Origin of the sequence: Paenibacillus mucilaginosus 3016, assembly GCF_000250655.1 — a bacterium.
GTDB lineage: Bacteria > Bacillota > Bacilli > Paenibacillales > NBRC-103111 > Paenibacillus_G > Paenibacillus_G mucilaginosus.
Genome location: NC_016935.1, coordinates 4,150,701 through 4,174,552 on the forward strand (window position 1 = coordinate 4,150,701; position 23,852 = coordinate 4,174,552).

Consider the following 23,852-nt stretch of genomic DNA (forward strand, 5'->3'; position numbering starts at 1 on the left):
GCCGATATATGAGAGCGTTCTCAGTTTTCGATAACCACTCCTCCTCATCCCACATCTTTCCTTGCATAACTACTTTATCAACAGGTTGAATCGCGAACCTTAATTTTTTGGACATGTATAGCACGATTTAGTCCGGTTAAATTTGGATTTTCTCGATAGAGACGAACAAGGTACCAGGGCTTCGTAAGGAAGTGGCCCAGCACCTTGTTGTGATCTACCATTTTTCGCAATGCGATGCCCGCTGCCCAATAAATCTGCCAATTCGTCTTGTCCTGTTTCGCCGCAACATCATCCGTTCAACGGTTCATATTCGAACCAATCAAAGCATGCCGGTGAACCTTGCCCCGTTTCGCAGACCGCGTACATCGCAATGATTACTCCCGTAAATCCGCCCGCTACCTCTGTCGAGAGCAGATGCGATTCTCCGGATCCCACTTCAAGAACATCGGATGGATGCTGCTGAAGCTTGAAGTGAAACCATTCCGGCTGCGCTTCAATCTTAAGAACAACAGGCCCGTCTAAGCATACTAGCGTGCTCTCCGATCTCAAAGATCCTACCGTTCGCCGGAATACGATCACTTTCCGCCCTTCTTTACGCGTTACGGCCAGGTCGTAATGATAGTTTTCGTTCATAAACACGGTAAGTCCGGCTTCCTCGCCATCTTGCTGCGGTTCGAAATTCAGCAAGGCGGCAATGTTGCTTGACCAGTGGCGCAAACGACGGCCTACAAAGGCTGGAGCGCCGGCATCGTCTAGAGACGCCTCGTTTCCGCGCAATACAAGATTCCCCGGCGATTCGCTGAGCGACCAGCATAACGGATTCGGATTTCGCAGGAACACCCAATCGAAGCCTAAGGTTGCATCGTCAAAATCATCTCGGGTTGAGTGCGTCTGCCACCGGACCTCCGACAACTGCGGAGCATCCATGACGCTCTCGACGCTTCCCCCATTACCGATGATTGGCCAGCCGTCGGCCGTCCATGACACGGGCGCCAGAAACGTCTCTCTGCCCAAATGATGCCGGTAGGGATAGGAGACAGGTCTGACACCCAAGAAAACCGCCCACCAGCTGCCGTCATGCGCTTGTACCAAATCTGCATGCCCGGTTGCCTGTATGCTGTTCTTCCGGCTTCGGTGAGAAAGAATCGGATTATGGGGGCATGGTTCGTAAGGTCCATATGGAGCGTCGCTCCTCGCTATCGTCGCCATATGACCGTACTCCGTCCCGCCTTCGGCAATCAACAAATAATAAAGTCCGTTGATTTTGTAAAGATGAGGCGCTTCCGCATGCGCTCCGCCCGTTCCTCTCCAGATCAGGCGACTCACTGTCAGCATTGTCCCGGTCGCTATGTCAATCTCACACTGATAAATGCCGTAGCCTTCATTGCCGGAATAAGTGGATTGAAAGTATACGCTGCCATCTTCATCGAATAAAAGAGATGGATCGATGCCACCCTGCACCACAGGTATCATCTCGGACCAAGGACCTTCCGGCCGTTGGCTGCGAACATAGAAGTTGCCGACCCCGCTCACATTCGTCGTAACCATATAGAACCAGCCATCGTGATAGCGGATCGTCGGGGCGTAAATCCCTCCCGATAACCAGGCGTTGGCCAGCGGCAATTGCTGCTCGGTCGTCAGACAATGTCCGATCTGGCGCCAATTGACAAGATCCTTGCTATGAAATATAGGAACTCCAGGAAAATAAGCAAAAGTGCTTGTCACCAAATAATAATCATCTCCGACACGGCAGATGCTCGGGTCGGGATAAAAGCCTGGTATTACCGGATTGCTATACGTCGCGGTGCTACACGTCGTCTCCATGTTACAACTCCTAATCATTCTAAAGTTTGATAGTACCGAAACCTTCCATTCGGATTATAAAACACGGCATAGGCTTGCACCTTCATTTTCAGGTCCTCGAATAGCATGATTTAGCCATTTGTATTTCAAGCTCTAAACAGCAAAAAAAAAGGATTGCCCAAGACCAGTAAACCAGTAAAAGGCAAACCTTTCTGAGTATGTTTAAGGCAAGCCGTTAGCTGATCCGCTTGCACTTATTTCGACCAAAGCTCAGCGCGGGCTTTCACCATATTTGTAAATTCTTCATTCAGCTTCGCAGATCCTTGTAAGTCGTTGCGCCGTAAGCCGCCAGGTTTATTGTTCGCTCGTGTAATGTAAATGGTGAGTATAAGCCCGCCCACAAACACAAGTACGCCGACTGCAAACCAAACGCTGGAGAATGCCGATGTTGACCGGGCAATCGATAAACGGCACTTCCTGCTTCCATTCGTTGAGACGCTCCAGAACCTCATAGTTTAAATACTTCAAGTTGTCTGCAGGTAGGTGGAGCTTCGCGTCTAGCAAATGTCCTGCGCCAGCTTCGCGAATATGACAATATCTTTTGCAAAGCTTAAGCTTGAAGGTGGTTGGGCTCGTTATAGCGGGCAGTGAGCCCCACTGATAGCTGAAAGATAACAAGTATTCTGTTGTTTTGCGTTTCCTTGGTTTTATTTAATTAATCGGAACCAACTGCCATTGCTGATTAAAGTTATACTGATTGCCTAATGACCATTGACCAACTGTTGCACTATCATTAGTAGACCAACCGAATACTTCCAGATACTTGCCGCTTGCAGCATTTTTAAATTCGTAATAACCACCGCCTACATCAATCATCTGCCAATGTTGATTATAGCTGCCAAGACCAGAATGTGCCCATTGTTGAGCTGCAGCTCCGTCAGAAGAAGACCACCCCCCGATTTCCAGAACCTTGCCGCTATTACGATTTATGAGTTCATAACTGTTAAGTCCGACATGAAGCAATTCCCATTGCTGATTGTAGCCGCCAGTATACGTATACTGATTTACAGCAGCGCCATCGGCAGTTGAGTAGCCATTTACATCCAGAACCTTGCCGCTATGGCGGTTGACGATCCTATAATAATTACCTATTCCGCTCATGATGGCATCGATGATTCCTTGCTGTGTTATGGAGAGGTTATGTCTGTTAATCAAACTAAAATTGGATCCATTGTCCCACCATACAGGAACTAAGCTATACTTCTTCGCTGTTGAGACAACTGCTTTTGTCCAAATGGCACGATAAGTATTGTTGGACGAGTCATAAGCCGACTTATCGATTGCACCGTATTCTCCCACGACTACAGCATAACCTTGTTTAACGAACTTATCGTACATGGATTTGAATTGTGACTCCAAGTGGGCTTCCTGTCCCCCGGAGTCTTTTTTGGCAGGGTCGGCTGTTGCTCCCCATTGGGTAGCCCCTCCGTTTTCTACTAGGCAGAAGGTGTAAGGATCGTAATAATGGACAGAAATCATGATTCTCTTTTCGGAGCTAGGAACTGTACTTGATCTGTTATAGTCTGTCGGAAGTACAAAGCCAGTATAACCATTGTTGCCTGCCGTGTAATCAATGTTCGTATTCCATCCTGGAATCAACAGCCATCTTGCCGCATTGTTTCCGCCGGTCAGTCTCACGGTGTCCACAAAGATTTGATTCAATGTATTAATGTTTGAATATATCGTGAGGTCAGGCTGTACCCCGCCATATGTCACCCCATCGAATACTTCGTTCATCGATTCGAAGATCAAATGCTCGTTATAATCGATGAATGTCTGGGCAATTTGCTGCCAAACCTTTTTAAATTTGTCTCGAATCGTAATTTGATCGCTTGCATTCGGCAACAACCAATTATCTGACGGGGTATTGGGGGTAGTAGAGTGAGCGCCATCATGGTGAATATTGAGAATGACAAACAGGCCCTCGCTGTAAGCATAATCGACAACTTCTTTCACTCTGGCCAGATACGCAGCATCAATGGCGTAATTCGGAGCAGATCCGATTTTTTTCATATACGTAACCGGGATCCGAATGGATTTAAACCCTGCTGCTTTTACCTTTTGAATTAACGCTTTTGTGATAACTGGATTACCCCATGCTGTTTCGCTAGGAACACCATTAATATTAGCATCTAATGCGTTTCCTAGATTCCATCCAGCACCCATAGCTGAAGTAATTTGAGCGGCGTTATATGGCGTGAAATCCCATGTCATAGTAGCCGCCGATACTGTGGATCCCAGGCTTGCAAAAACGGTTGTAAACATAATAATCAATGCGATCATGAATAACTTGCAGGACTTGAACGTAAATTTGGACATCAAATGGCACCCTCTTCTCTGAAAAGTAGTTGAAAAGAATAATACCTCGCTAATCACCTCCTAATTCGCTTCAACAGACGCTTCTGATAATGCAAAAGTAAGCGTTTTCAGTTCCTTGTGTTTTCATTATAGTCGAGATCAGTTAGAACCCACCTTTATTATCTAGCCATCGATTAGCATATTATAGACTAAAACGCCGGGTGTTGCTCTTTACAAAGTAATGAGGCGCCTCGTGTCAATTAAATAGATCCGAAGCGCCCTTATTAGCTACCTGGAATATCTCGTTTACATGCATCTTCAAAAGTAAAGCGGAGTTTATTTATGCTTTGTCGGCCAACATCCGGAACCAAGAGAGAGAGACGGGACCATCCAAGATTACGTACACGTCGCGCTTGCCGGAGACGCCTGTCAGCCCGCAAGTGAGGCTCCGCCAGTCACGTTCCCCGCCAGCTGGAATCTTGCACTTACCTGCAATCGGACCATCCAGTCCATCCAATCGAAATTCAACCTCAGCATCCTCAGTAGCGGCGGCCCGCAGCTCGACCGCGAAGATGCCTGCACCGAGTTCTGCGTCATGGAATGCAAGCCAGCCTCTATTGCCGTATACGGCTGCGGCGCTCCCGCCTTCGATGCATTCACCGAGATGGATGCCTTGGTACGCATCGTAATTTGCGGCCCGAGTCACAATCGTAAGGTCACGCGGCGGAATCGTCTCGCCTGAGACTGTAAGGCTGCCATCGAGCCGCAAATCGACGGAGGAAGCGCCGAGCATGACCGTGTACGTTCCGCTTTCTAAGCAGAATCGGTCGCGCGTTACGTCCCAGATGGCGAGCGATTCGAGCTGTAGTTGGAACGTCACCTCCGCAGACTCTCCCGCAGCCAGAGCGATACGTTTGAAGTCCGCCAGCTGAAGGCGCGGGCGCTTGACCCGGGATGCGTCTGCGCGAACATAAAGCTGTACGACCTCTTCACCCTCACAGTCGCTTATGTTCGTCACACGGCAGGAAACCTGGACTGCCGTGTCTGTCCCGGCCTCAGCGCGGTTCGGCAACAACTGCAAGGCTTCGTAACGGAAGTCGCTGTACGATAGGCCGTGTCCGAACGGATATAGCGGTTCGCCTTCAAAATATTGATACGTTCGGCAGCCACGGATGATGTCATAGTCCATGAATGGCGGAAGCTGATCGACGGACTTGTACCACGTCATGTTCACTCGGCCTGCGGGATTGACATTGCCAAACAGAACGTCCGCAACAGCACGGCCGAGTTCCTGACCTGCATGAGACGTGTAGATAATCGCTTTCGCCTTCTCCTGTAAAGCGTTCAAGGCGAACGGGTAGCTGCCGACGACCACTATAATCGTGTTCGGGTTTTTCTCTATTACAGCAAGCGCCAGCTTTTCCTGTGATTCCGCCAGCGTGATGTCGGGCCGATCCATCGTCTCCTTGCCGTTGATCAGTGGATGATTCCCGACAAACACGATTGCCGCGTCGGCTCCGCGAGCCGATGCGACGGCCGCGTCCAAACCGCTCGACACGCATTCAATCTCGAATGTGTCGGCTTGCGTTCCCACAACCGAACTGCCCACCTCCGCTGCTCCTCCGACGTTAATATCGTTCGACATCTCAACCTCTTGGCCATCACCTACGAGCAGTATACCTGTCTCATCATCAACCGTTACAGGTGTTCCGTTCCAGGTCGAGAAGGTAACTAGCGAACTGTCCTGGTCTACAGGTAGTATCTGGAACACTTCCTTCGTAAACCATTCCCAAATCCGATGAGCCGACGCTTGCAAATTCTTGTCGTCCGTTGTCACGAAGAGGCTATTGCGCAGTGCAATTAATGTATGGCTACCCCAGCCCCAGTCCGATATTTCGAAAATGTCGCCTTCTTCGGGCCTCTCCGCACGAGCAGCGAGAGGCGACTTTGAATCTTCGCCGAGCCGGACATACCGTCCGCTAGATATAGCCTTAATGCGCATGCGATCGGTGCCGGCGGCGTATGACGTTACGGCGTCTTTCCCCTCCGCTGCCAGCCTCTCGCGAATTCCCTGCAGCGGGGTAACCGCATATGGCAATGAACCGCTATACCAGTCTTGATAAACAACATCGGCAAGCGGGCCGATGACGGCAACCTTGCTCAGTTTGTCTGCCTGCAACGGCAGCGTCTTCCCGTCGTTCTTGAGCAGCACGACAGCTTTTTGCGAAGCCTCCCTCGCGAGCTTGGCGTGCTCTGGATGGAGAATTGCCGACTCGTCGATCGCGGCATATGGATTCCGTTCCGGCGGGTCGAACTCCCCAAGCCGAAAACGAACGCGAAACATGTTACGCAGAGCGGTATCCAGATCATTTTCTGTCAATAGCCCGTCCTTTAATGCTTCATGGATCGCCTCCGTCACTACGGCTGCATCGTCCGTAATACTGTCGATTCCGCCTTCCCGAATCGACCGGGCCACCGCTTCCTTCAGCGTCTCTACGTAGTGATGATCCCGCATCGTGCCCGTTACGTCGAAAGCATCACTCACGACAAAGCCGTTCATTCCCCATTCGCCCTTAACGATGTCTATCACGAGCTCGCTGAGATTGGCCGGCACGCCGTTGACCGCATTGTATGCCGTCATCATCGACTGGGCTCCGCCTTCTTTGAACGTGATCTCGAATACCTTCAGGTAATATTCGCGCAGGTTGCGTGGATCGAGGCTGACAGATGTATCGCCTCTTCCTGCCTCATTATTGTTACCAATAAAATGCTTCAGCGTTGCAACGGCTTTCAAGTAAAAAGGATGGTCCCCCTGAATGCCTTGCGTGAGTGCAGCGGCTAGTTTGCCGGCCAGAACCGGATCCTCGCCATACGCTTCTTCCGTCCGACCCCACCGAGGGTCCCGCTCCAAGTCAACCGTTGGCGCCCACAGCGTCAAGCCGTTAAAATTCGGATTCTGCTTGTAAAAGCCGCGAGCTTCGTCCCCAATTGCGCTGCCGATTCTCTTTAGTAACTCGCTATCCCATGTACAAGCGAGACCGATCGGTTGAGGATAACTGGTCGCTTCCCCGAGCCAAGCCATGCCGTGTGCCGCCTCCGTGCCATGCTTGTACGCCTGTATGCCTAGACGCTCTATTGCTATCTGGTACTGCGGCATAAGCTCAATTTTCTCATCCAGTGTCAGTTGGGCAATCAAGTCGTTTACACGGTCCTCGAGAGGCGCATTGAAATATAAAGGTAATCCTTTTCGATTGTCATTTTCTCACTCTCCTAGGAAATCCTTAAATATCTCTCCAATCACCATCAGCGACACACTCTAAAATTTGCTTCCGAACAGTGGAGAGCGGACGACGTTCTCTATCGCATTTTGGGCGATAAAACCCTCGTATACCCGCCTTTACTCATTCTTCTAGCATTTTAGTTCAAAAATGACATGCAAACCTCGATTTTTTGGTCTTTTTACTAGCATAATATAGACATTGCCGGCGAACCTTACCCCGTTTCGTAGACGGCGTACATGGCAACGATGACCCCAGTAAAGCCGCCCGCTACCTACGTAATAGCAGATAGCCAAGGGCATCATGCCAGCAAAAAAAGGATTGCCCAAGACCAGTAACCAGTCAAAGGCAATCCTTACTCATAAAAGCATATGCCCCACACTTCAATGGGAGCTTATTATTTCGACCAAAGCTCAACGCGGGCTTTCACCATCTTGGTAAACTCTTCATTCAGCTTGGCAACTCCTGCGTCTTCCAGGTCCTTCAGGAATTGATCATAGATCTTATCGAAATCTTCCGGCTTCGCCATAATCGCTTCCGGTATGCGTTTCTTCATAATATCTTGCGTTTTCTGGAAAATAACGTTCGCCTGGGAGCCCGTGTCGAACTGAAGCGTCCATGCCGCGCCGTATTTGCGTTCGGGGAACGCGTCTTCAGAAGGCCACAGATCCTTGTAAGTCGTTGCGCCGTAAGCCGCCAGCGTCTTTTTGTCTTCATCCGAGTAAGCTTTTTGGATCTGCTCGGGGAATGTCGTCGTGTAGTAGTTTCCGGACGGATCCTTCACGCCGTCGCCGTAACGGGCGGATAGGTTGTAGTTGCCGATACCCGTTGTTTTCGTAAAGGCATTGTTATCGTTTGATTTTTGCTCTTGCACATCGGCAGGGATGACGCGTTTGCCGTCAACCACATTGTAATGCTTGCCTTCAATACCCCAGTTTATGAGCACTTGGCCTTCATCGGAAGCAAGGTAGTCCAGGAATTTGATCAAACGAACCGGATCATTAGCATCTTTCGTAATACCAGTGCCCCAGCCAGCAAGGTAACCCGTACCTTGGAAGGAATGATCCTGGTACGTTTCGTTCAATGTGACAGGGAAACGAGCGTATGTCGAAGCAAATTTGCCTTCCGCTTTCAAAGCGTTCTCAGCTTGGCCGTAATCCCATTGCTGGTCGATAAGACCCAGAACGCGGCCGGAAGCGATTTTTGCTTTGTATTGATCGTATTTTTGAATGAAGCTCTCCGGGTCTAGCAAACCGATATCGTTCATATGGTTCAGCCAACGGAAGTATTCTCTTTCTTCAGGGCGTTGGTAGTGCATCATAGCTTTATACGTATCTTGATTAATGAACATCTCACCGTCGTCCGGTGCTCCGGTTGCGTAGAATGCAGGGTTTGTTACGGAAATCAGAATTTGCCATTCCCCGCCGTTAAGAGACAACCCGATTGTCGGTTGGCCGTCTGCCGTTTTCGGGTGTTTCTCCATGTAGGCTTTAATTGCGGCTTCGTAATCCTTAACGGTTTTGATTTTCGGGTAGCCGGCTGCTTCAAGCACTTGGTGCTGCAATTGGAATCCGCCACCCGCATCAAAGTACTTATGACCTACGGCGGCTAGTGATGGAAGGATATAAATCGCGTCATCATCCGCGCTCCAACGAAGACGGTTAAAGTATTCGCCGTAAACTTTTTTAAGGTTAGGACCATGCTCTTCGATCAATGGACGAAGGTCGATCAAAGCGCCTGCATCAACCAATTTGCCTGCGCTGCCAGATGGCATAACCAGATCCGGATACTCATCGTTTGCTACCATAAGCGCAAACATGTCCGTGTCGGTACCACCGACGGGGAATTCTGGTTTAAGTGTAATGCCTGTTTTTTCTTTAATAAATTTGCCGACATCGGATTGCATGTCATCCCAGTTCGGGTTGTTACCGGTTGCCAAGCGAATCGTAATTGGCTCAGCTGCCCGCTCATTTGTTGCATTTGTTGTTTCTGGCGTCGCCGTGTTATTACCGCCTTCTTGATTCGAATTGCGGCATGCCGTGACGAAAACGAATACGAGTGCCAACATCAAGCTAAGAGCCATGTGCATCTTTCTTTTCATTTTGTTAAAGCCTCCCTTTTTCATGAGCAAGTTTTGCATGTATATAACAGCAACCTGCTACTACCAAAAATTAGCTTTTTACTGCGCCAAGTGTCATTCCTTTGACAAAATACTTTTGAAGGAATGGATATACGAGCAAGATGGGTACGGTAACGACGATCGTAATCGCCATCTTAATGGATTCGGGCGAAACCGCCGCCATCGCTTGCTGTGCGTTCGGGTCGCGGTAATCGCTGCCCGTCTGCGTAGATAACAGCACCTTCATCAGCTCGAACTGCAACGTCGTATTTTCCGGACTCCTGTTATTGAACAAGTACGTATCAAACCAGGAATTCCAGTGTCCGACCGCAATGAACAATGCGACTGTCGCCAATACGGGTTGACAAAGCGGAAAAATAATTCTCCAAAATATCGTCCAATCACTCGCGCCGTCAATTTTCGCCGATTCTTGAAGCGCATACGGAAGTCCGTCGATATACGAGCGGATAACGAACACGTTCCACACGCTGAGCAGTGCAGGAATGATGTAAACGGAAAAGGTACCGATCAAGCCTAAGTGTTTCATCAAAAGGAAGCCCGGAATGAGTCCGCCTGAGAAATACATCGTGAGCGCGAACATAACCGACATCCATCTTCTGGCCTGAAAATCAGGACGGCTTAACGTGTAAGCCATCATGGAAGCTGCCACAACCCCGATTGCCGTACCGACAACCGTACGGATGACGGAGTTTTTAAAGCCGGTAACCAAGCCCTCAAAACCGAAAATCGTTTCATAGTTTTTCAAGGTAAATTCTCGCGGGTAAATCGTCAGACCGCCTCGTACGGTATCCACCGAATCGTTAAATGAAATCGCGAGTACGTTTAAAAATGGATATAAGGTTACAATGGCTACCACCGTCATGAATACATAGATGAATAGGTCAAATATTTTATCGCCAATATTTTTTTGAACAACGCCTTGCATAAAGTCGCGCCTCCTATATGACGGTTTCTTTGGTAACTCTCTTGTATATTCCGTTCGCGATAAACACGAGCAGGATGCTGACTATGGAATTAACGATACCGATTGCCGTACCGTACGAATATCGGCTCATTTGAATTCCGTACTTGAGCGCATACAGATCGGATACCTCGGAATAATCAGATACCAGAGGGTTGCCAAGCAAGAATTGCTTCTCGAATCCAATACTGATTAAGTGTCCAATCGACAAGATGAAAAGGACCATGAAGGTGGTACGAATGCCAGGCAGCGTAATATGCCACATCTTGCGGAATCTGCCTGCGCCGTCAACCGTTGACGCTTCGTAAAGCTCGGGATCGATGCCTGCCATCGCGGCCAGGAAAATAATCGAGTTCCAGCCCACTTCCTTCCATAAATCTGAAGCGGTTACAATTCCCCAGAACAAATTGCCTTTAGCCATAAACTGAATAGGCTGGTCGATAATGTTAAGCCACATGAGCAATTGGTTCACCGCTCCGCCGTCTGTCGAAAGCATCTTATAGACGAGTCCGGCTACGACAACCCATGAAACAAAGTGAGGCAAATACGAAATCGTTTGAACCGACCGTTTGAAAAACTGACCTTTCATCTCATTTAACAATAAGGCGAATATAACCGGAACCGTGAAGCCTACAAGGAGTCCCATCGTACTCATGGCCAGCGTATTTCGCAAAACAAGATAAAATCGTTCATCTTGGAATAATTCAATGAAATTATCAAACCCGACCCATTCCTGATCGAGAATGGAATCTTTCGGCTTGTAATTTTGAAATGCGGTCAGCCAGCCCCATATAGGTACATAACTGAAAACAAAAATCCAAACTACGAATGGGAGTGACATCATGTACAAGTAACGCTGCTGGAATGCTTTGATCCAGAACCGGTTCCTTTTGAGCGTCGATCCTGCTTCCGGGGTAGCTGCTGTTAGCGATTTCATCTTTGCTCCTCCTAGCTTCGTAAGCTTCCTCTTTACATGTGATAGCTTACCCTCTCTTATTTGTACTTATCATAAACGGTAGAGACCACTCCCTTGCACCCTTTAGAGTAGACCTAAAATCATATCAAAAGAAATGCTTTCAAACGCTTTCATAACCGCACTAGAATTCGGATTCGACAGTCCTGCCCTCACTAGGCACTCCGGGTATCCGTACTATACAATCCATAGAAAAATACCCCCAACCCATCTCGGTTGGAGGTTTCCACAATAGCATGATATGAAAAAATTTATTCATTCCAAAGTTTCACGCGGTCCTTCACCAGCTTAGTATACGCTTCGTTTAGCTTCTCGACGCCTGCTTTCTCCAGCTCCTTCATGAAGTCATCCCATATGGCGTCGAATTGTTCCGGCTTTGACAGAATGGCTTGGGTGATGCGCTTCTTCACAATGGCTTCGCACTGTTGAAAGATGATATTCGCTTCAGAGCCGGTCTCCATGTTGATGGTCCATGCCGATCCCCACGGTTTGACCGTGAATTCTTTCTCGGACGGCCACAGATCCTTGTAACTTTTGACCTTGTACGCAGCCAATGTCTCCCTGTCTTCTTGCGTGTATTCCTTCTGGATTTGTTCCGGGAAGACAGGCGTGTAATAATTGCCCGTTGGGTCCTTCACGCCATCTCCGTAGCTCGGTCCGAATCGATACATATCTACGCCGGTCGTTTTCCTAAAGTTCCAGTTGTCATTAAATTTCATCTTCGAAATGTCTTCCGGAATGACGCGTGTCCCGTTTTCCACCTTGTAATGCTTGCCTTCGATTCCCCAGTTGACTAGTACTTGCCCTTCGTCGGACGCCAGATAATCTAGAAATTGGATGATGCGAACCGGGTCTTTGGCACTCTTCGTGATCGAGATGCCGATCCCCGCCAAGTAGCCGGTGCTCTGGAAGTCATGTCGCTTGAAGGATTCATTAAGGGTAACCGGGAAGTGGGCGTAGGTTTGATCAATCTTGCCTTCCTTCTTCAATGCCGCTACTTCACCGGCGAAGTCCCAATCCGCATCGATGAGTCCCAGAACGCGGCCGCTTGCAATCTTCGCCCTGTACTGGCCAACCTTCTGAACGAAGCTCTCGGGGTCCAGCAAGCCGATGTCGTGCATATGATTCAGCCATCGGAAGTATTCCTTCTCTTCCGGGCGCAGGTAATGCAATTTTGCCTCATACGTATCCTGATCGATATAAAATTCACCATCATCCGACGCGCCAGTCGCTGCGACAGCCGGGTTGGTGACGCTGATCAAAAATTGCCATTCCCCTCCGTTCAGGGACAAAGGAATGATCGGTTGACCGTCGGCCGTGGTCTTGTGTTTGTTATAATAGGTTTTGAGCGCATGCTCGAAATCCTTCACCGTCTTGATCTGCGGATAGCCAAGCTCCTTCAGCACGGCGTGCTGCAGCTCGAAGCCGCTTCCTGCCTTGAAGTAGGTTTGGTTGACCGGTGCTGTCGGCAGGACATAAATGCCATGGTCGTCATTGCTCCAGCGCAACCGTTTCATGTATTCGCCATAGAGCTTCTTGATGTTCGGCGCGTGCGCATCAATGAGCGGCGTCAAATCGATCAATGCGCCAGCGTCCTTCAGCTTGCCCACGCTGACTTTGGCCGAAACCATGTCCGGATATTCGTTGCTTGCCACCATCCGCGCGAACATATCCGTATCCGTGTCATTGCCCGGGAATTGCGCTTTGATCGAAATGCCGGTTTTTTCTGTAATGAGCTTGCCGACCTCGCTTTGCATGTCATCCCACAGCGGGTTGTTGTCGCCCGATGCGAAAGTGATCGTCACTGGCGTGAGATCTTTCTTCGACGGTACGTCAAAGCTGTTGGAGCGATCGAAATCCAATCTGTCGCTGCAGCCGGCGGCTACAAGAAGGGTTCCGATCATGAACAAGCTTGCCGCTTTTGTTTTGCTGGCTTTCATGAAATGCTTGCCTCCCTTTCTCCCCCATGCTATACACAACTATGTGGTTTCCAGTGAAAATGCCTTGGCCTTGGGAGGAGCTCCTTTGATTGAAGAAGGGGGAGCCCCGACATATTTCTTGAATTTGCTGTGGAAATAATCCACGTTGGGATATCCGACACGCTCCGAGACCTCGTAGACCTTGTGTCCTTCCCGGAGGAGCCGGATCGCTTGCTGAATACGGACCTTATCCAAGTAGGTGTGGAAGGAGTCGCCCGTATGCTGCTTGAACATTTTCCCCAAATACCCCTTGTGGTAATTGAATATTTCCGCCATCGTCTCCAACTTTAAATTCTCATGATAATGACGCTGGATAAAATCCATCACTTGCTTGACCACAGGCAGGCTGCGTTCCCCCCCAGCCTTCCCGCCAGTTCGACGAGCTGGGTCCGTAGCGGCGCAGAGCGCCTTATCGTAATGGGTGTGTTGATAAAGCGCGGCCAGTAGCGGCGCATAGTCCTGGATATTGACGTTCTGATGGAGAGCTGCCAGATTGCTCAGCGCAATTGACAACACTTGCACCAGGCCGGACTTGATCGCGGACTCGGAAGAATCATAAGCCGCAAGCGCTCTTCCCGCTTCCTCCAGCGTCTCCGCCACACCCTCGCCTCTGCCGAGATCCAGCATGTAGAACAGCTTGGTTGCGAGCGCCTCGAGATCCGGGGGAGCATGCCTGTTCGGCTCCGTCGCCGTATGGCTCAAGACGGGTTCCGTCACCAAGTGGATCTGCCCTTCGGCAAGCAGGAAGCGGTTTCTCAACACGCCTAAGGCGCCTTCATACGATTGACGGATATCCGCAAGTTTATAGACAATCCGTCCCGCTGCAGCAGTAAAGCCTACCTGAAGACCGCCGGCGTCCTGCAGAAGCCGGATCCATTCGCTTTTGACGCCGTGTCGGTTCAGATCCCCCTTCAGAAGGAATCCGATATACGGGCCGGTCTGAAACCCGTACCCGAGATCCTCCTCCTCCGCGGCTTCCAGCCATTTCGTCTTAACCGACTCCAGACGCTCAAGTCCTGCCTGAGAGATGTCCTCCGCCTCAACCAACAGAATCTGCTTGGATTTACCTACAAAATTGGTTAAGGGCAGCAGCTCGCTTTCCAGTGCCGGAGCGTCTGCCGGGTCAGCCGCGATCAACTTGAGGATCAGTTCCTCCCTTAGCGCGTCGACATGGAATTCGGACAATTTGGCGTGACCCGACCGCTGGTCCAGTTTGGATCGGATGCGCAGCAGCTCTCCCTTTAGTTCCAGTTCATCGATCGGCTTGAGCACATAGCCGCTCACCCCCATCTCCATGGCTTGCTTGGCGTAGGCAAAATCAGCGTATCCGCTCAGGATCAGAAATTGGCATTCCCCATCCGTCTTGCGAATTTCTCGGATCGCTTGAAGACCATCCATGCGCGGCATCCGGATATCAATGACGATCAGATCAGGAGAAAGCTCCTGATGGAGGGCAACCGCTTTTATTCCGTTTGAGACGTCTCCCACCACGCAGAAGCCAAGCGATTCCCAATCGACGATCTTCAGGAGTCCCTTCCGGATGGCCGGCTCGTCGTCAACCACTAGCACTTTATACATGCAACTTTCCTCCCAGCGGTATGGAAAATGATAGGCGCGTACCGGATCCGGGCGGGCAGTCCAGCTTTAGCCCGAACCCTTCTCCGTAGGTTAGAATCAGGCGCTGATGCACGTTGCGAAGACCTATCCGATGCTCATCGGCATCTTCCATATCCTGAAAGGAATGCTCGATTTCCCGCCATTTCCCTTCCGGTATGCCGCACCCGTTGTCCTCTACCGTAATCACGACTCGGTCCGACTCCACACGCGTACCGATGATGACAATTCCCCCTTCTTCTACATCCTCCAGCCCATGCACCACCGCATTTTCCACTAGAGGCTGAACGATGAGCGGCGGAATCTCCACGCTCATGGCCGAATGATCCAGATGGAGCTCGTAGGTCAATCGTTCGTCGTCGAACCGGAATTGCTGAAGCTCCAAATAGCAGCGCGCAATATCAAGCTCTTCCCGGAGCGTGATTTTGCGGTCACCGATTTCAATGCTGCGCCTCATCAGTTTCCCCAAGAGATGCACGACATTGGAGATCTCCGCATCCCCTTTCGCAAAAGCTTTCATTCGAATGGATTCCAGCGCATTGAACAGAAAGTGCGGGTTCATTTGACTGGCCATCATCTTCAGCTTGATGTCGCGCTGCCGCAGCTCCAGCAGGTTTTTCTGCCTGTGGGACTCGCTCACTTCTTCCATCAGGCTCCGGATGCTGGCTAGCATATGGTTGAACTGCCTGGATAACGTGCCAATTTCATCATTTCCGTCCACATCGGACTTGACGTTCAAATTGCCCATGGCGACCTTGTTCAACACCTTATTAAGCAGAAGCAGTCTGCGGGACAAGAAAGACGAGGTGAAATAAATGAGCACAATCGCGATGGACAAGCTGGCCGCAATGATGGTGAACCCCAACCTGCTGACCCGGTTTGCGTCGCTCACGATACTGTCGATCGTAAAGACCGAAATGACTTTGAGCCCGTTCCGGCTAAATGGCGGAACCACCTCTTCCACCACAATCTTCGAAGGCTTCCCCTCGTAATTAAAATCGTAGACGCCAGCGCGCCGATCGCTCAGATCCTTGGCGAAATCCATGCTTTCGATATTCCGTCCGACCCATTGCGGTTGTTTGGCAGCGACAATGGAGCCCTTCTCATCAATAATCATCGTATCGAACGGTTCCTGGCTTAGAATCCCATTGAGTTCATCCTGGTCCAAATTGATGACCAGTACTCCATGGGAACGGTACAGCGGAAAATCGATCCTCCGAACGAGGCTGAGATAAGCGCGATTTTCTTTCGTCTCGTCCTTGATGTAATGCCAACCGATGAACGAACTGGATTTGTCCAGCGCCTCCCGATACCAGTTCGAGTTCTTGACAAACGCATCTGCGCTTAGAAAATCCCAGTTGCTAATCGGCAGCGGAGGGTCTGTATAGAAGCGGACGTTATCAATTTCCTTGTATAACTGCACGGAGTCCCGGAAATAGCGAAAATCCCAATAGGCCGTAACCAAGTCGAAGGTGGTCTCATAGCGGGCATTGACCAAATTGGATAACCGATCGTCCACTTGCAATTTGTTCGATATTTCAATCGGCATGCGAAGAATATCCGTTATGTGCTTCTTAATCTTATCCACGTTGTTCATGGTTTGCTGTGTAGCTTGGTCTAGTACGTTCTGGCGGTAGGAAGCGGTCAAGATAAGGCCCACGAGAAGAACAGGGATGAACACCACTGCGACGATGGAAATGACCATCTTGTTCTTTAACCGGATATTGTTCGTCTTCCTAAGGGCGGCTAGGATCATGCTTCCCATTCTAGGTCTCCTTTCGGATGCAGGAGTAAGTCGTGAGCGGATGGCTCCGTTATCAACGATAGAGCTTGGCTTGGTGGCGCTTACAACACAAAGCCGCGTTTCGCTCTTCTGGACGGGTAAGAGCGTAAATAATAGCTTCTTATCCCTTCCGCCTTTAAGCGGATTTCAGAGTTTGGAACAGCCCTCAAGGAGAGCGCTTGGCCGCTGTTCCAAGCTCTGAATCTGTTGTTTTAGACTGTCGAGGACGTCTCGTACGCTGGTTGTAGTAGATTTAATATACACTATTTTCACCATAATCCGCTACCAATTGTTAGGTTTCTACATTCAACAAATTCGTCAGGATCTGTAAGGCTGACATTCATTCGGTTCCCAGCACCAGATGCAAGAAAAGACCCTCCAAACGATACATTTGGAGGGGGATTTGAGTTTACCTACTTTACCTTCAATAAAACCGGGCGTAATAACGATTGAGAACATTCGCATTTCCGGTTAAAGTCAACTGGTTCCTGGATCTACGTGCGAGAGAACTGGACGTTATTCATGTAGAACGTAGCTGGATTGGTAACACTGGTAACCGTAATTGTTTTCCATTTCGTGAAATTGACCCCAGTCATAGTGGCTAAAGGAATAGAAACATGTTTCCATGAAGCATCGGAAGGCGTTTGTATGTTTACGGAATAACCATTCGTCCCATCGCTAACATACATGGAAAGCGTGACGCCTCCAGCTCCCGCTTTCACCCAAAAGTCTAACGTATTGTAAGCAGATACGTCATGTGAGGCCCAATCATTCGTATAAAAAGCCCCGTTCCAGCCGCTTCCTGCATAGACAAACTTCTGTGAAGCGACACCGGTATTTCCGGGTACAACCGTAGCGTCCGTACTTGCTGTTAGGTTATTCGAATTGCTGTAATTTACAGCATATGGCTTACGCTTCAATTCAAGTGACTTGGCACCAAAGGAGATCGTATAATTACCGCCTGCATCAGGTTGAATGACCTGACCATTTTGTACGACCTGATAACCATCCCCGTTCTTTAGCTTCACCTTTAGATTGATATTATTGGGGAAATAGGCTGGAACGTTCCAATTATAACTCGTTCCGGTTAAAGTCGCATTTGGTGTAAGGTTTTCGATTGTTTTCTGCGCTCTCCAGTAGCCGCTTACCGTCCCGTAGGGAGCGATCCAGATGCTGGATCGTTTGGTATCCAAATAGTTAATCAATGCATTCATCTGATCCAGCGGCAAGGAAGTAGCAGTACCACCAACATCATGTGCCGTAATTACTGTCCAGGCACCTTGGCTTATTGCATTATCTACCCAACTCTTGTAGTCCGTATTGAAGCTTCCCTCTTCCCATGTAAACCGGGAAGAGATATTCATCCAATCGGGGGTGTCTGATGGGTTCATATAGTAAGTTCCGTTACCCCAACCCCCTCTTGCTGAAAGGTGCGTATCTTTCAGGTATTTGACGAGATAGGGATCATTATTCGTGTAAGGATAGGCATAAGTTACAACTGGTGTGCCCATCGCTTGTGCAATCTCTGTTTGAGCTGCGACAGTTTCATCATAGCCTAAAGTATCGTCATAAGTCCTTTGATAGGGTTGGGTTGGATTGGCACTTGGTTCATAGTGATGTTTGGAATGGTTTCCAATTTCATGACCAGCCAAGGGGAGTTTTTTCCAATCCTCTTTTCGGCTACCCGTTATTGCCGTTTCCGTTATAAAAAACGTAGCCTTCATGCCTTTTGCATTTAAAGCCGGGACCGCATAATCAAGCTGCGAATCAACACCATCATCAAAGGTAAGAGATACTGCTGATTGTGCTCCATTCCAGGGCACGACTGTTATTTGTGGTCCAGTGTACGGATCTAGGTAGGAGAACTGAACGTTATTCATATAGAACGTCGTATTAACAGTACTCGTATTACAGGTAAATGTAATTGATTTCCACTTAGTAAAATCAACCCCGGTCATAGCAGAGAAATCAATGGAGACGTGCTTCCAGGATGCATCGGAAGGCGTTTGTATGTTTGCGGTATAACTATTCGTCCCATCGCTAATATTCATGGAAAGAGCTTCGCCGCCAGCTCCTCCTTTAACCCAAAAATCTAACGTATTGTAAGCAGATACATCATGTGTGCCCCAATCCGTGTAAAACGCCCCGTTCCAGCCGCTCCCTGAAACAACAAATCTCTGGGAGGCAACACCGGTGCTTCCAGGTACAACGGTGGAATCATTACTTGCAGATAGATTATTACTACTACTGTAATTCACAACATAGGGGGCTGATGGTGCCGCCGATGCAGTCTGAGACACAATCGGTAATGGAGATATAAGAATGAAGAGAGCTATGAATAGTGAAAAAATTCTTTTCATTCGATGTCATTCCTTTCGTTGTGCTGTAGTATACGTATTGAACTTATGTCCAGTCATACTAGCGAGAATGGAATTCACTCTTCACACGACGATGCGATTAATCAAGACGGCGGTTTCGGCCCGAGTGACCTTATCGAGAGGACGCGGCGTCAGTGTTGATTGACTGCTGTCCAAGGTAGGTGAATTCTACTTTGGGACAGCCCCATCGTCTAAAAGGATGACTTAGTTATACTTGACTGCGTACTTGCCGAGCTGCTTCGCTTTGAACTCGACATGGCCTGTTTTCGGATTGTACTTCGCATTTTTTATGATTTCCAGTTTTCCGTTATCGTTCAAATAATAGAGCGTAACCCGGTTCGGTTTCTCTCCGTCCTTAAGCGTATAGCCGATCGCCACGCGGACGTCGTTGCCGTCGAATTTCGTCACCGGCTTCCCGGCAACTGTCAAGCTGAAGTCGAGCACCCTGCTGTCGCCCAGCTTGTTCCGCACGTCGCCTGGTAGCGTGCTTGCATCCACGATGCCGACTTGAACCGCAACGCTGGCCGTTGGCGACGGACGGGTTCCGCGTACCAGCTTCGGATCAATCGAGACTACGGCAAGTCCGTTGTCGACCGCGATCGTTTTGACACCGCGGTCGTCCGCATAGGAAAGCGACTGGGCCGGCATTTCGACTATCACGGCTTTGACGTCTGCCAGCGGCTTCACCTCGGCGGTCACCTTCTTGTCCCGCGTCTGCTCAATCGCGTTCCGCACGATGTCCCCGCCTAAGGATACGGATGCCGTTCCCACGGCGTTCACGGTCGGCTCGGCATGGATCTTGCCGTTGCTCTGCGTAATTGCCGGCATGACGGTGACCACCGCCGTGGCGGCATATTGGCCGTCAGCGCTAACAGCGGCGATCGCTGCCGTCCCCGGCTTCAGTCCGGTTATCTGGTCTCCCGAGATGCTCGCAACGGATGCGTCGCTCGATGACCAGACGACCGGACGGCTGGATGCGCCGCCGTCGAATACCGGAGCCAGTGCAGCCGATTTGCCGGCCTCAACCGTCAAATCGTTCACATGGAACCCCCGCACCGCCGCATCCTGTTTCATATCGCCGCGCACGATGCCCATACCGTTCGTTCCGATATAGACCCGGCCGTACACTTGCCCATCGCCCGTAATCGTTCCTCTTGCATTCGCGAATTGATGCTGTTCGTCGTTAATACGGATCCAGCTCGCCCCTTCATCCTCCGATCGGTAGAACCCGAACTTGCCGCCGTTCACTCTCATCCCGGCATAGATCGTTTTATACGTTTGGCCTGGCGCTTCTTTGCCGAAACCGACGGATACCGCCTCGTCGACGCCGCCTATCTTCCCGAAACTCGCTCCTGAATCCGTCGAACGGAATAGTCCTTCCTCGCTGGCAAGCCAAATATCGCCTTCGGCCGTAGGAGCAGCCTTGAATTTGCCATTCAGATTATTCGGCAGTCCGGAAGCCGCCGAAGCCGTGAAGTTGGCGCCGCCATCCGTGCTGACATAGAACTTCCCGTCAAGGAAACCGTAGAATTTGTCCGGATTGACGCGGTCCGAAGAGACGCTCGCGCCTTGCGGGATGCCTTTCGAGGCCGTCCACGTCTTGCCAAGGTCGGTAGAGAAGCTCACCGGCCGGACAGCGCTACCATCCGGATGCGGAGCCCATACGATCGTATGGCCGTTCGCGCCGACCGCGACCCATCCTCCGCTCGTGTTGTCGCCATTCTCCGCCTGCCAGGCATTGGTCGCCGGCGTCCAGGTGACGCCGTTGTCCGTCGATATGCCCATCCGCGCGTCTTGGTTCGATGCATGGCCGACCCGCACGATCAAATTCGAATTCGTCTCCGCGTAGTCCAGATCGGTGCTGGTTCCGATATAAGGATTCCTGATCATGCGCGGCGCCGTATTCAGGTCTTCGTGACGGAACCCTCCAATATCGCCCATCGCGCTAATCAACGGCGCCCCGGATGAAGGGCTAATCAAGCCGAGAATCGCGGTCTCTTCGATCCCGTCCGCCATGACGGAGATCCCGATTTTCTCGCCTTTGTCGAGATTGGTCACGTTCTCGGAGCCGAACAGCGTCGCCCCGGTACCGTACATGATCCGGTCGGAGTTGAACGGATCGATCTCCAGGTCGCCGATCCCCCAGCCAAGCGTTGGCGAGGTTACCGGATCGGTCTCCGGATCGCGCTGAATGCCCCAATCGAGCCATGGCGAGATCGAATAATCGATCGTGTACCGGTTGTCGCGCTTCGGATACGAGGTGAACTCCCAAAATGGTTTCCATGTTTGTCCGCCGTCCGTACTGCGGTAAATCTGGTTATCCGGCCACCATTTGTTCAACGTCGTAACCATCAGCGTATCGGGATGCTGAGCGTCGACGGCAAGACCGCCGTACGGATTGCTGGTGTCGCCGGCTCCGCCCGGACTGATGTCCGACCACTCGCCCGTCTTCGTATCCAGCTTCCATACCGAACCGCTGCCGGCGGTGAACGGTCCGATCTCCGAGTTGTACGTTACGTACAGCATACCGTTGGAACCCAGCGTTGCGTGGTGGGGCAGGAATCCCTGCTTCGGCTGGCCCGCCACCGGTTCCCAGGTAGCCCCGCCGTCGACCGACTTGTAAATGCTCGTCTGCCTGTCCGCCAAGCCGACATAAATCGTCTGCGTCGCATGGCCTGCGGAGCCCGTTGAAGGATCGAAGGTGATCCATACAGGGCCGACTTTGCCGCCGTAACCATCCTCGACGTCGCCGACTGCAGTGAAGCTGCTCACCTTATGCCATGTCGCTCCATAGTCCTCGCTCTTCCACAACCCGTTGCCGTTGCGGGCTCCCAAATAGAGGATCCGGTTATCGTTGGGGTCGACAGCCAGTCGTTCGCCCATGGTCCGGCCGGGCATGTTGCCGCCGAATTTGCACGGCATTTCCGTCTTCTCCCACGTTTGCCCCCGGTCCTTCGAACGAAGAATGTAACCGTTCGATTGCACCCAATCGTTCGAGTAGGTGCCGGCCGCAATGTAGACGCGGTTCGGATCGACAGGGTCGGAAGCCAGACTCTCCACGCCCGACAGGTTCCAGTCTTCCATGTTCAGCCACTCCAGCAGCTGAATCCACGTCTTGGTCGCCGGGTCCCAGCGATAGGCGCCCCCCATGTCCGTACGGGCATAGATGAGATCTTTCTCCGTCGGGCTATAAATGATGCCCGTAATGAGTCCGCCCCCGACGATCTTCACCCTGCCCCAATCATAGGCTTGCGTTTTCACTGGCACGATGTCCGACTGTACAGCTTCGCTTCCGATCGATTCCGCTGCGAATGCCTTGCCGGGAATCGTTGTCAACGAAGAGCCCGTGCTTGCCGTCAACGCGGCGGCCGTCAGCACAGCCAGCCACTTATTCTTTTTTTTCATGTCCTTTATTGTTCTCCTTCTGACTATGATATTGTAAACGTTGTCATTAGCGTTGATACTAATCATATTGAAAACGATATTCGATGAATACCCAGAAAAAACAACTAAAAATCATATTAAAAATTATGCATATTAGTATGTCCATCGCCATCATGTCGCACTGCCCATAAGAAAGCAACCCCCGATCAATACCGTGCGTCATTAGCCGGTCATTAATCGGGGGTTGCGTTTGGCCTTAACCGACAATACCTGTACGCTCAATTCCTTCAACGAAGTATCGCTGCACGCAGAAGTACATGAGGATAAGCGGGAGGATCGCCAACAGGATGCCTGTATCCTGCACCATACTCAAATAAAAAGGGTCCGACTGGGATGAAACCCCGTCCGTAATTCCGGATAGATTATAGGGCAGCGCAGCCAACTGCACGGACATAACCTTACCTGAAGCCAAATACGTTGTCGTAAAGAAGCTATCATTCCATTGCCACACGAACGAAAAGAGCAGCACGGTGATCATCGCGGGGAGCGCGTTCGGGAGCATGATTCGGGAAAACGTCGTCCCGATCCCTGCTCCATCGATATAGGCGGCTTCCTCGACCTCTTTGGGGATTCCCCGGAAGAACTGTCTGAATATAAAAATATAAAGTCCGGCCTTCAGCGAATTGGCCGTCAAGGATGTCAATATGAACGGCCAGTAGGTATTCAGCAGATTGGCGGATTTGCCCGTAAGCAGCGGAATCAGCCCCATGAGCGTAAAATCCTTCAGATTGAGATAAACGGGAATGAGGATCGTCGATGGCGGAACCAATATGGTCAGAATGACGCCGGCAAACAGCAGATTGCTACCTTTGAATTTCAGCCTGGCAAATCCGTAACCTGCCAATGCGCAAGTTATCGCGGTTAGGATTGTAGTAGAGATCGACAGTGCAAAGGTATTGGCCAAGGTCTCCCAGTAATCCATAATCGCGATAGCTTGCTTGAAGTTATCCCAAGTAAAATGTATGGGAACCCACACCACGATCGGCGAATACAGATCCTCTTTATCTTTAATCGATGTCGAGATTTTTTGCAAGATCGGATATAAGATCAAAAACGAAAGTCCCACAATCAATACAAGACGGGCGAATGACCAAATCCACCTTTTCCAGGATTCTATCGATAACAATCGGGAATTGCGCAC

Annotated in this window: 12 protein-coding genes; all 12 read right to left on the bottom strand. The window is 50.4% G+C overall.

Annotated elements, in window-relative coordinates; all coding sequences use genetic code 11:
• Positions 1–288 precede the first annotated feature (288 nt).
• The gene (locus tag PM3016_RS18135; protein WP_013917907.1) at positions 289–1,824 is read right to left on the bottom strand and encodes a glycoside hydrolase family 43 protein; all 1,536 of its coding nucleotides are present in this window, start codon (positions 1,822–1,824) and stop codon (positions 289–291) included.
• Positions 1,825–2,514: 690 nt separating this feature from the next.
• The gene (locus PM3016_RS18140) at positions 2,515–4,182 is read right to left on the bottom strand and encodes a cellulase family glycosylhydrolase (RefSeq protein WP_014370428.1); all 1,668 of its coding nucleotides are present in this window, start codon (positions 4,180–4,182) and stop codon (positions 2,515–2,517) included.
• A 319-nt stretch (positions 4,183–4,501) separates the two neighbouring features.
• A complete protein-coding gene (locus PM3016_RS18145) occupies positions 4,502–7,357 on the bottom strand; it encodes a glycoside hydrolase family 3 protein (RefSeq protein WP_014370429.1) in 2,856 nt (951 codons plus the stop codon).
• A gap of 479 nt (positions 7,358–7,836) precedes the next feature.
• Positions 7,837–9,540 (bottom strand): ABC transporter substrate-binding protein, encoded by a 1,704-nt coding sequence (locus PM3016_RS18150; protein ID WP_014370430.1) that lies wholly within the window; start codon positions 9,538–9,540, stop codon positions 7,837–7,839.
• 70 nt (positions 9,541–9,610) lie between these two features.
• Entirely contained in the window at positions 9,611–10,504 is an 894-nt protein-coding gene (locus PM3016_RS18155; protein ID WP_014370431.1) for a carbohydrate ABC transporter permease, read from the bottom strand.
• Between the two features lie 13 nt (positions 10,505–10,517).
• Entirely contained in the window at positions 10,518–11,477 is a 960-nt protein-coding gene (locus PM3016_RS18160) for an ABC transporter permease (RefSeq protein ID WP_013917912.1), read from the bottom strand.
• A 287-nt stretch (positions 11,478–11,764) separates the two neighbouring features.
• Positions 11,765–13,453, bottom strand: a complete 1,689-nt coding sequence (locus tag PM3016_RS18165) for an ABC transporter substrate-binding protein (RefSeq protein ID WP_014370432.1) — start codon at positions 13,451–13,453, stop codon at positions 11,765–11,767.
• A 39-nt stretch (positions 13,454–13,492) separates the two neighbouring features.
• A complete protein-coding gene (locus PM3016_RS18170) occupies positions 13,493–15,070 on the bottom strand; it encodes a response regulator transcription factor (RefSeq protein WP_014370433.1) in 1,578 nt (525 codons plus the stop codon).
• Positions 15,063–16,871, bottom strand: coding sequence for a sensor histidine kinase (locus PM3016_RS18175; protein WP_013917915.1), 1,809 nt, complete (start codon positions 16,869–16,871; stop codon positions 15,063–15,065). The genes PM3016_RS18170 and PM3016_RS18175 overlap by 8 nt, the downstream gene beginning before the upstream one ends.
• A 512-nt stretch (positions 16,872–17,383) precedes the next feature.
• Positions 17,384–19,249 (bottom strand): polysaccharide deacetylase family protein, encoded by a 1,866-nt coding sequence (locus tag PM3016_RS18180; RefSeq protein ID WP_014370434.1) that lies wholly within the window; start codon positions 19,247–19,249, stop codon positions 17,384–17,386.
• Positions 19,250–19,471: 222 nt separating this feature from the next.
• On the bottom strand, positions 19,472–22,672 hold the full coding sequence (locus PM3016_RS18185) for a cellulose-binding protein II (RefSeq protein WP_014370435.1): 3,201 nt from the start codon (positions 22,670–22,672) through the stop codon (positions 19,472–19,474).
• 235 nt (positions 22,673–22,907) lie between these two features.
• Positions 22,908–23,852 (bottom strand): carbohydrate ABC transporter permease, encoded by a 945-nt coding sequence (locus PM3016_RS18190; RefSeq protein WP_013917918.1) that lies wholly within the window; start codon positions 23,850–23,852, stop codon positions 22,908–22,910.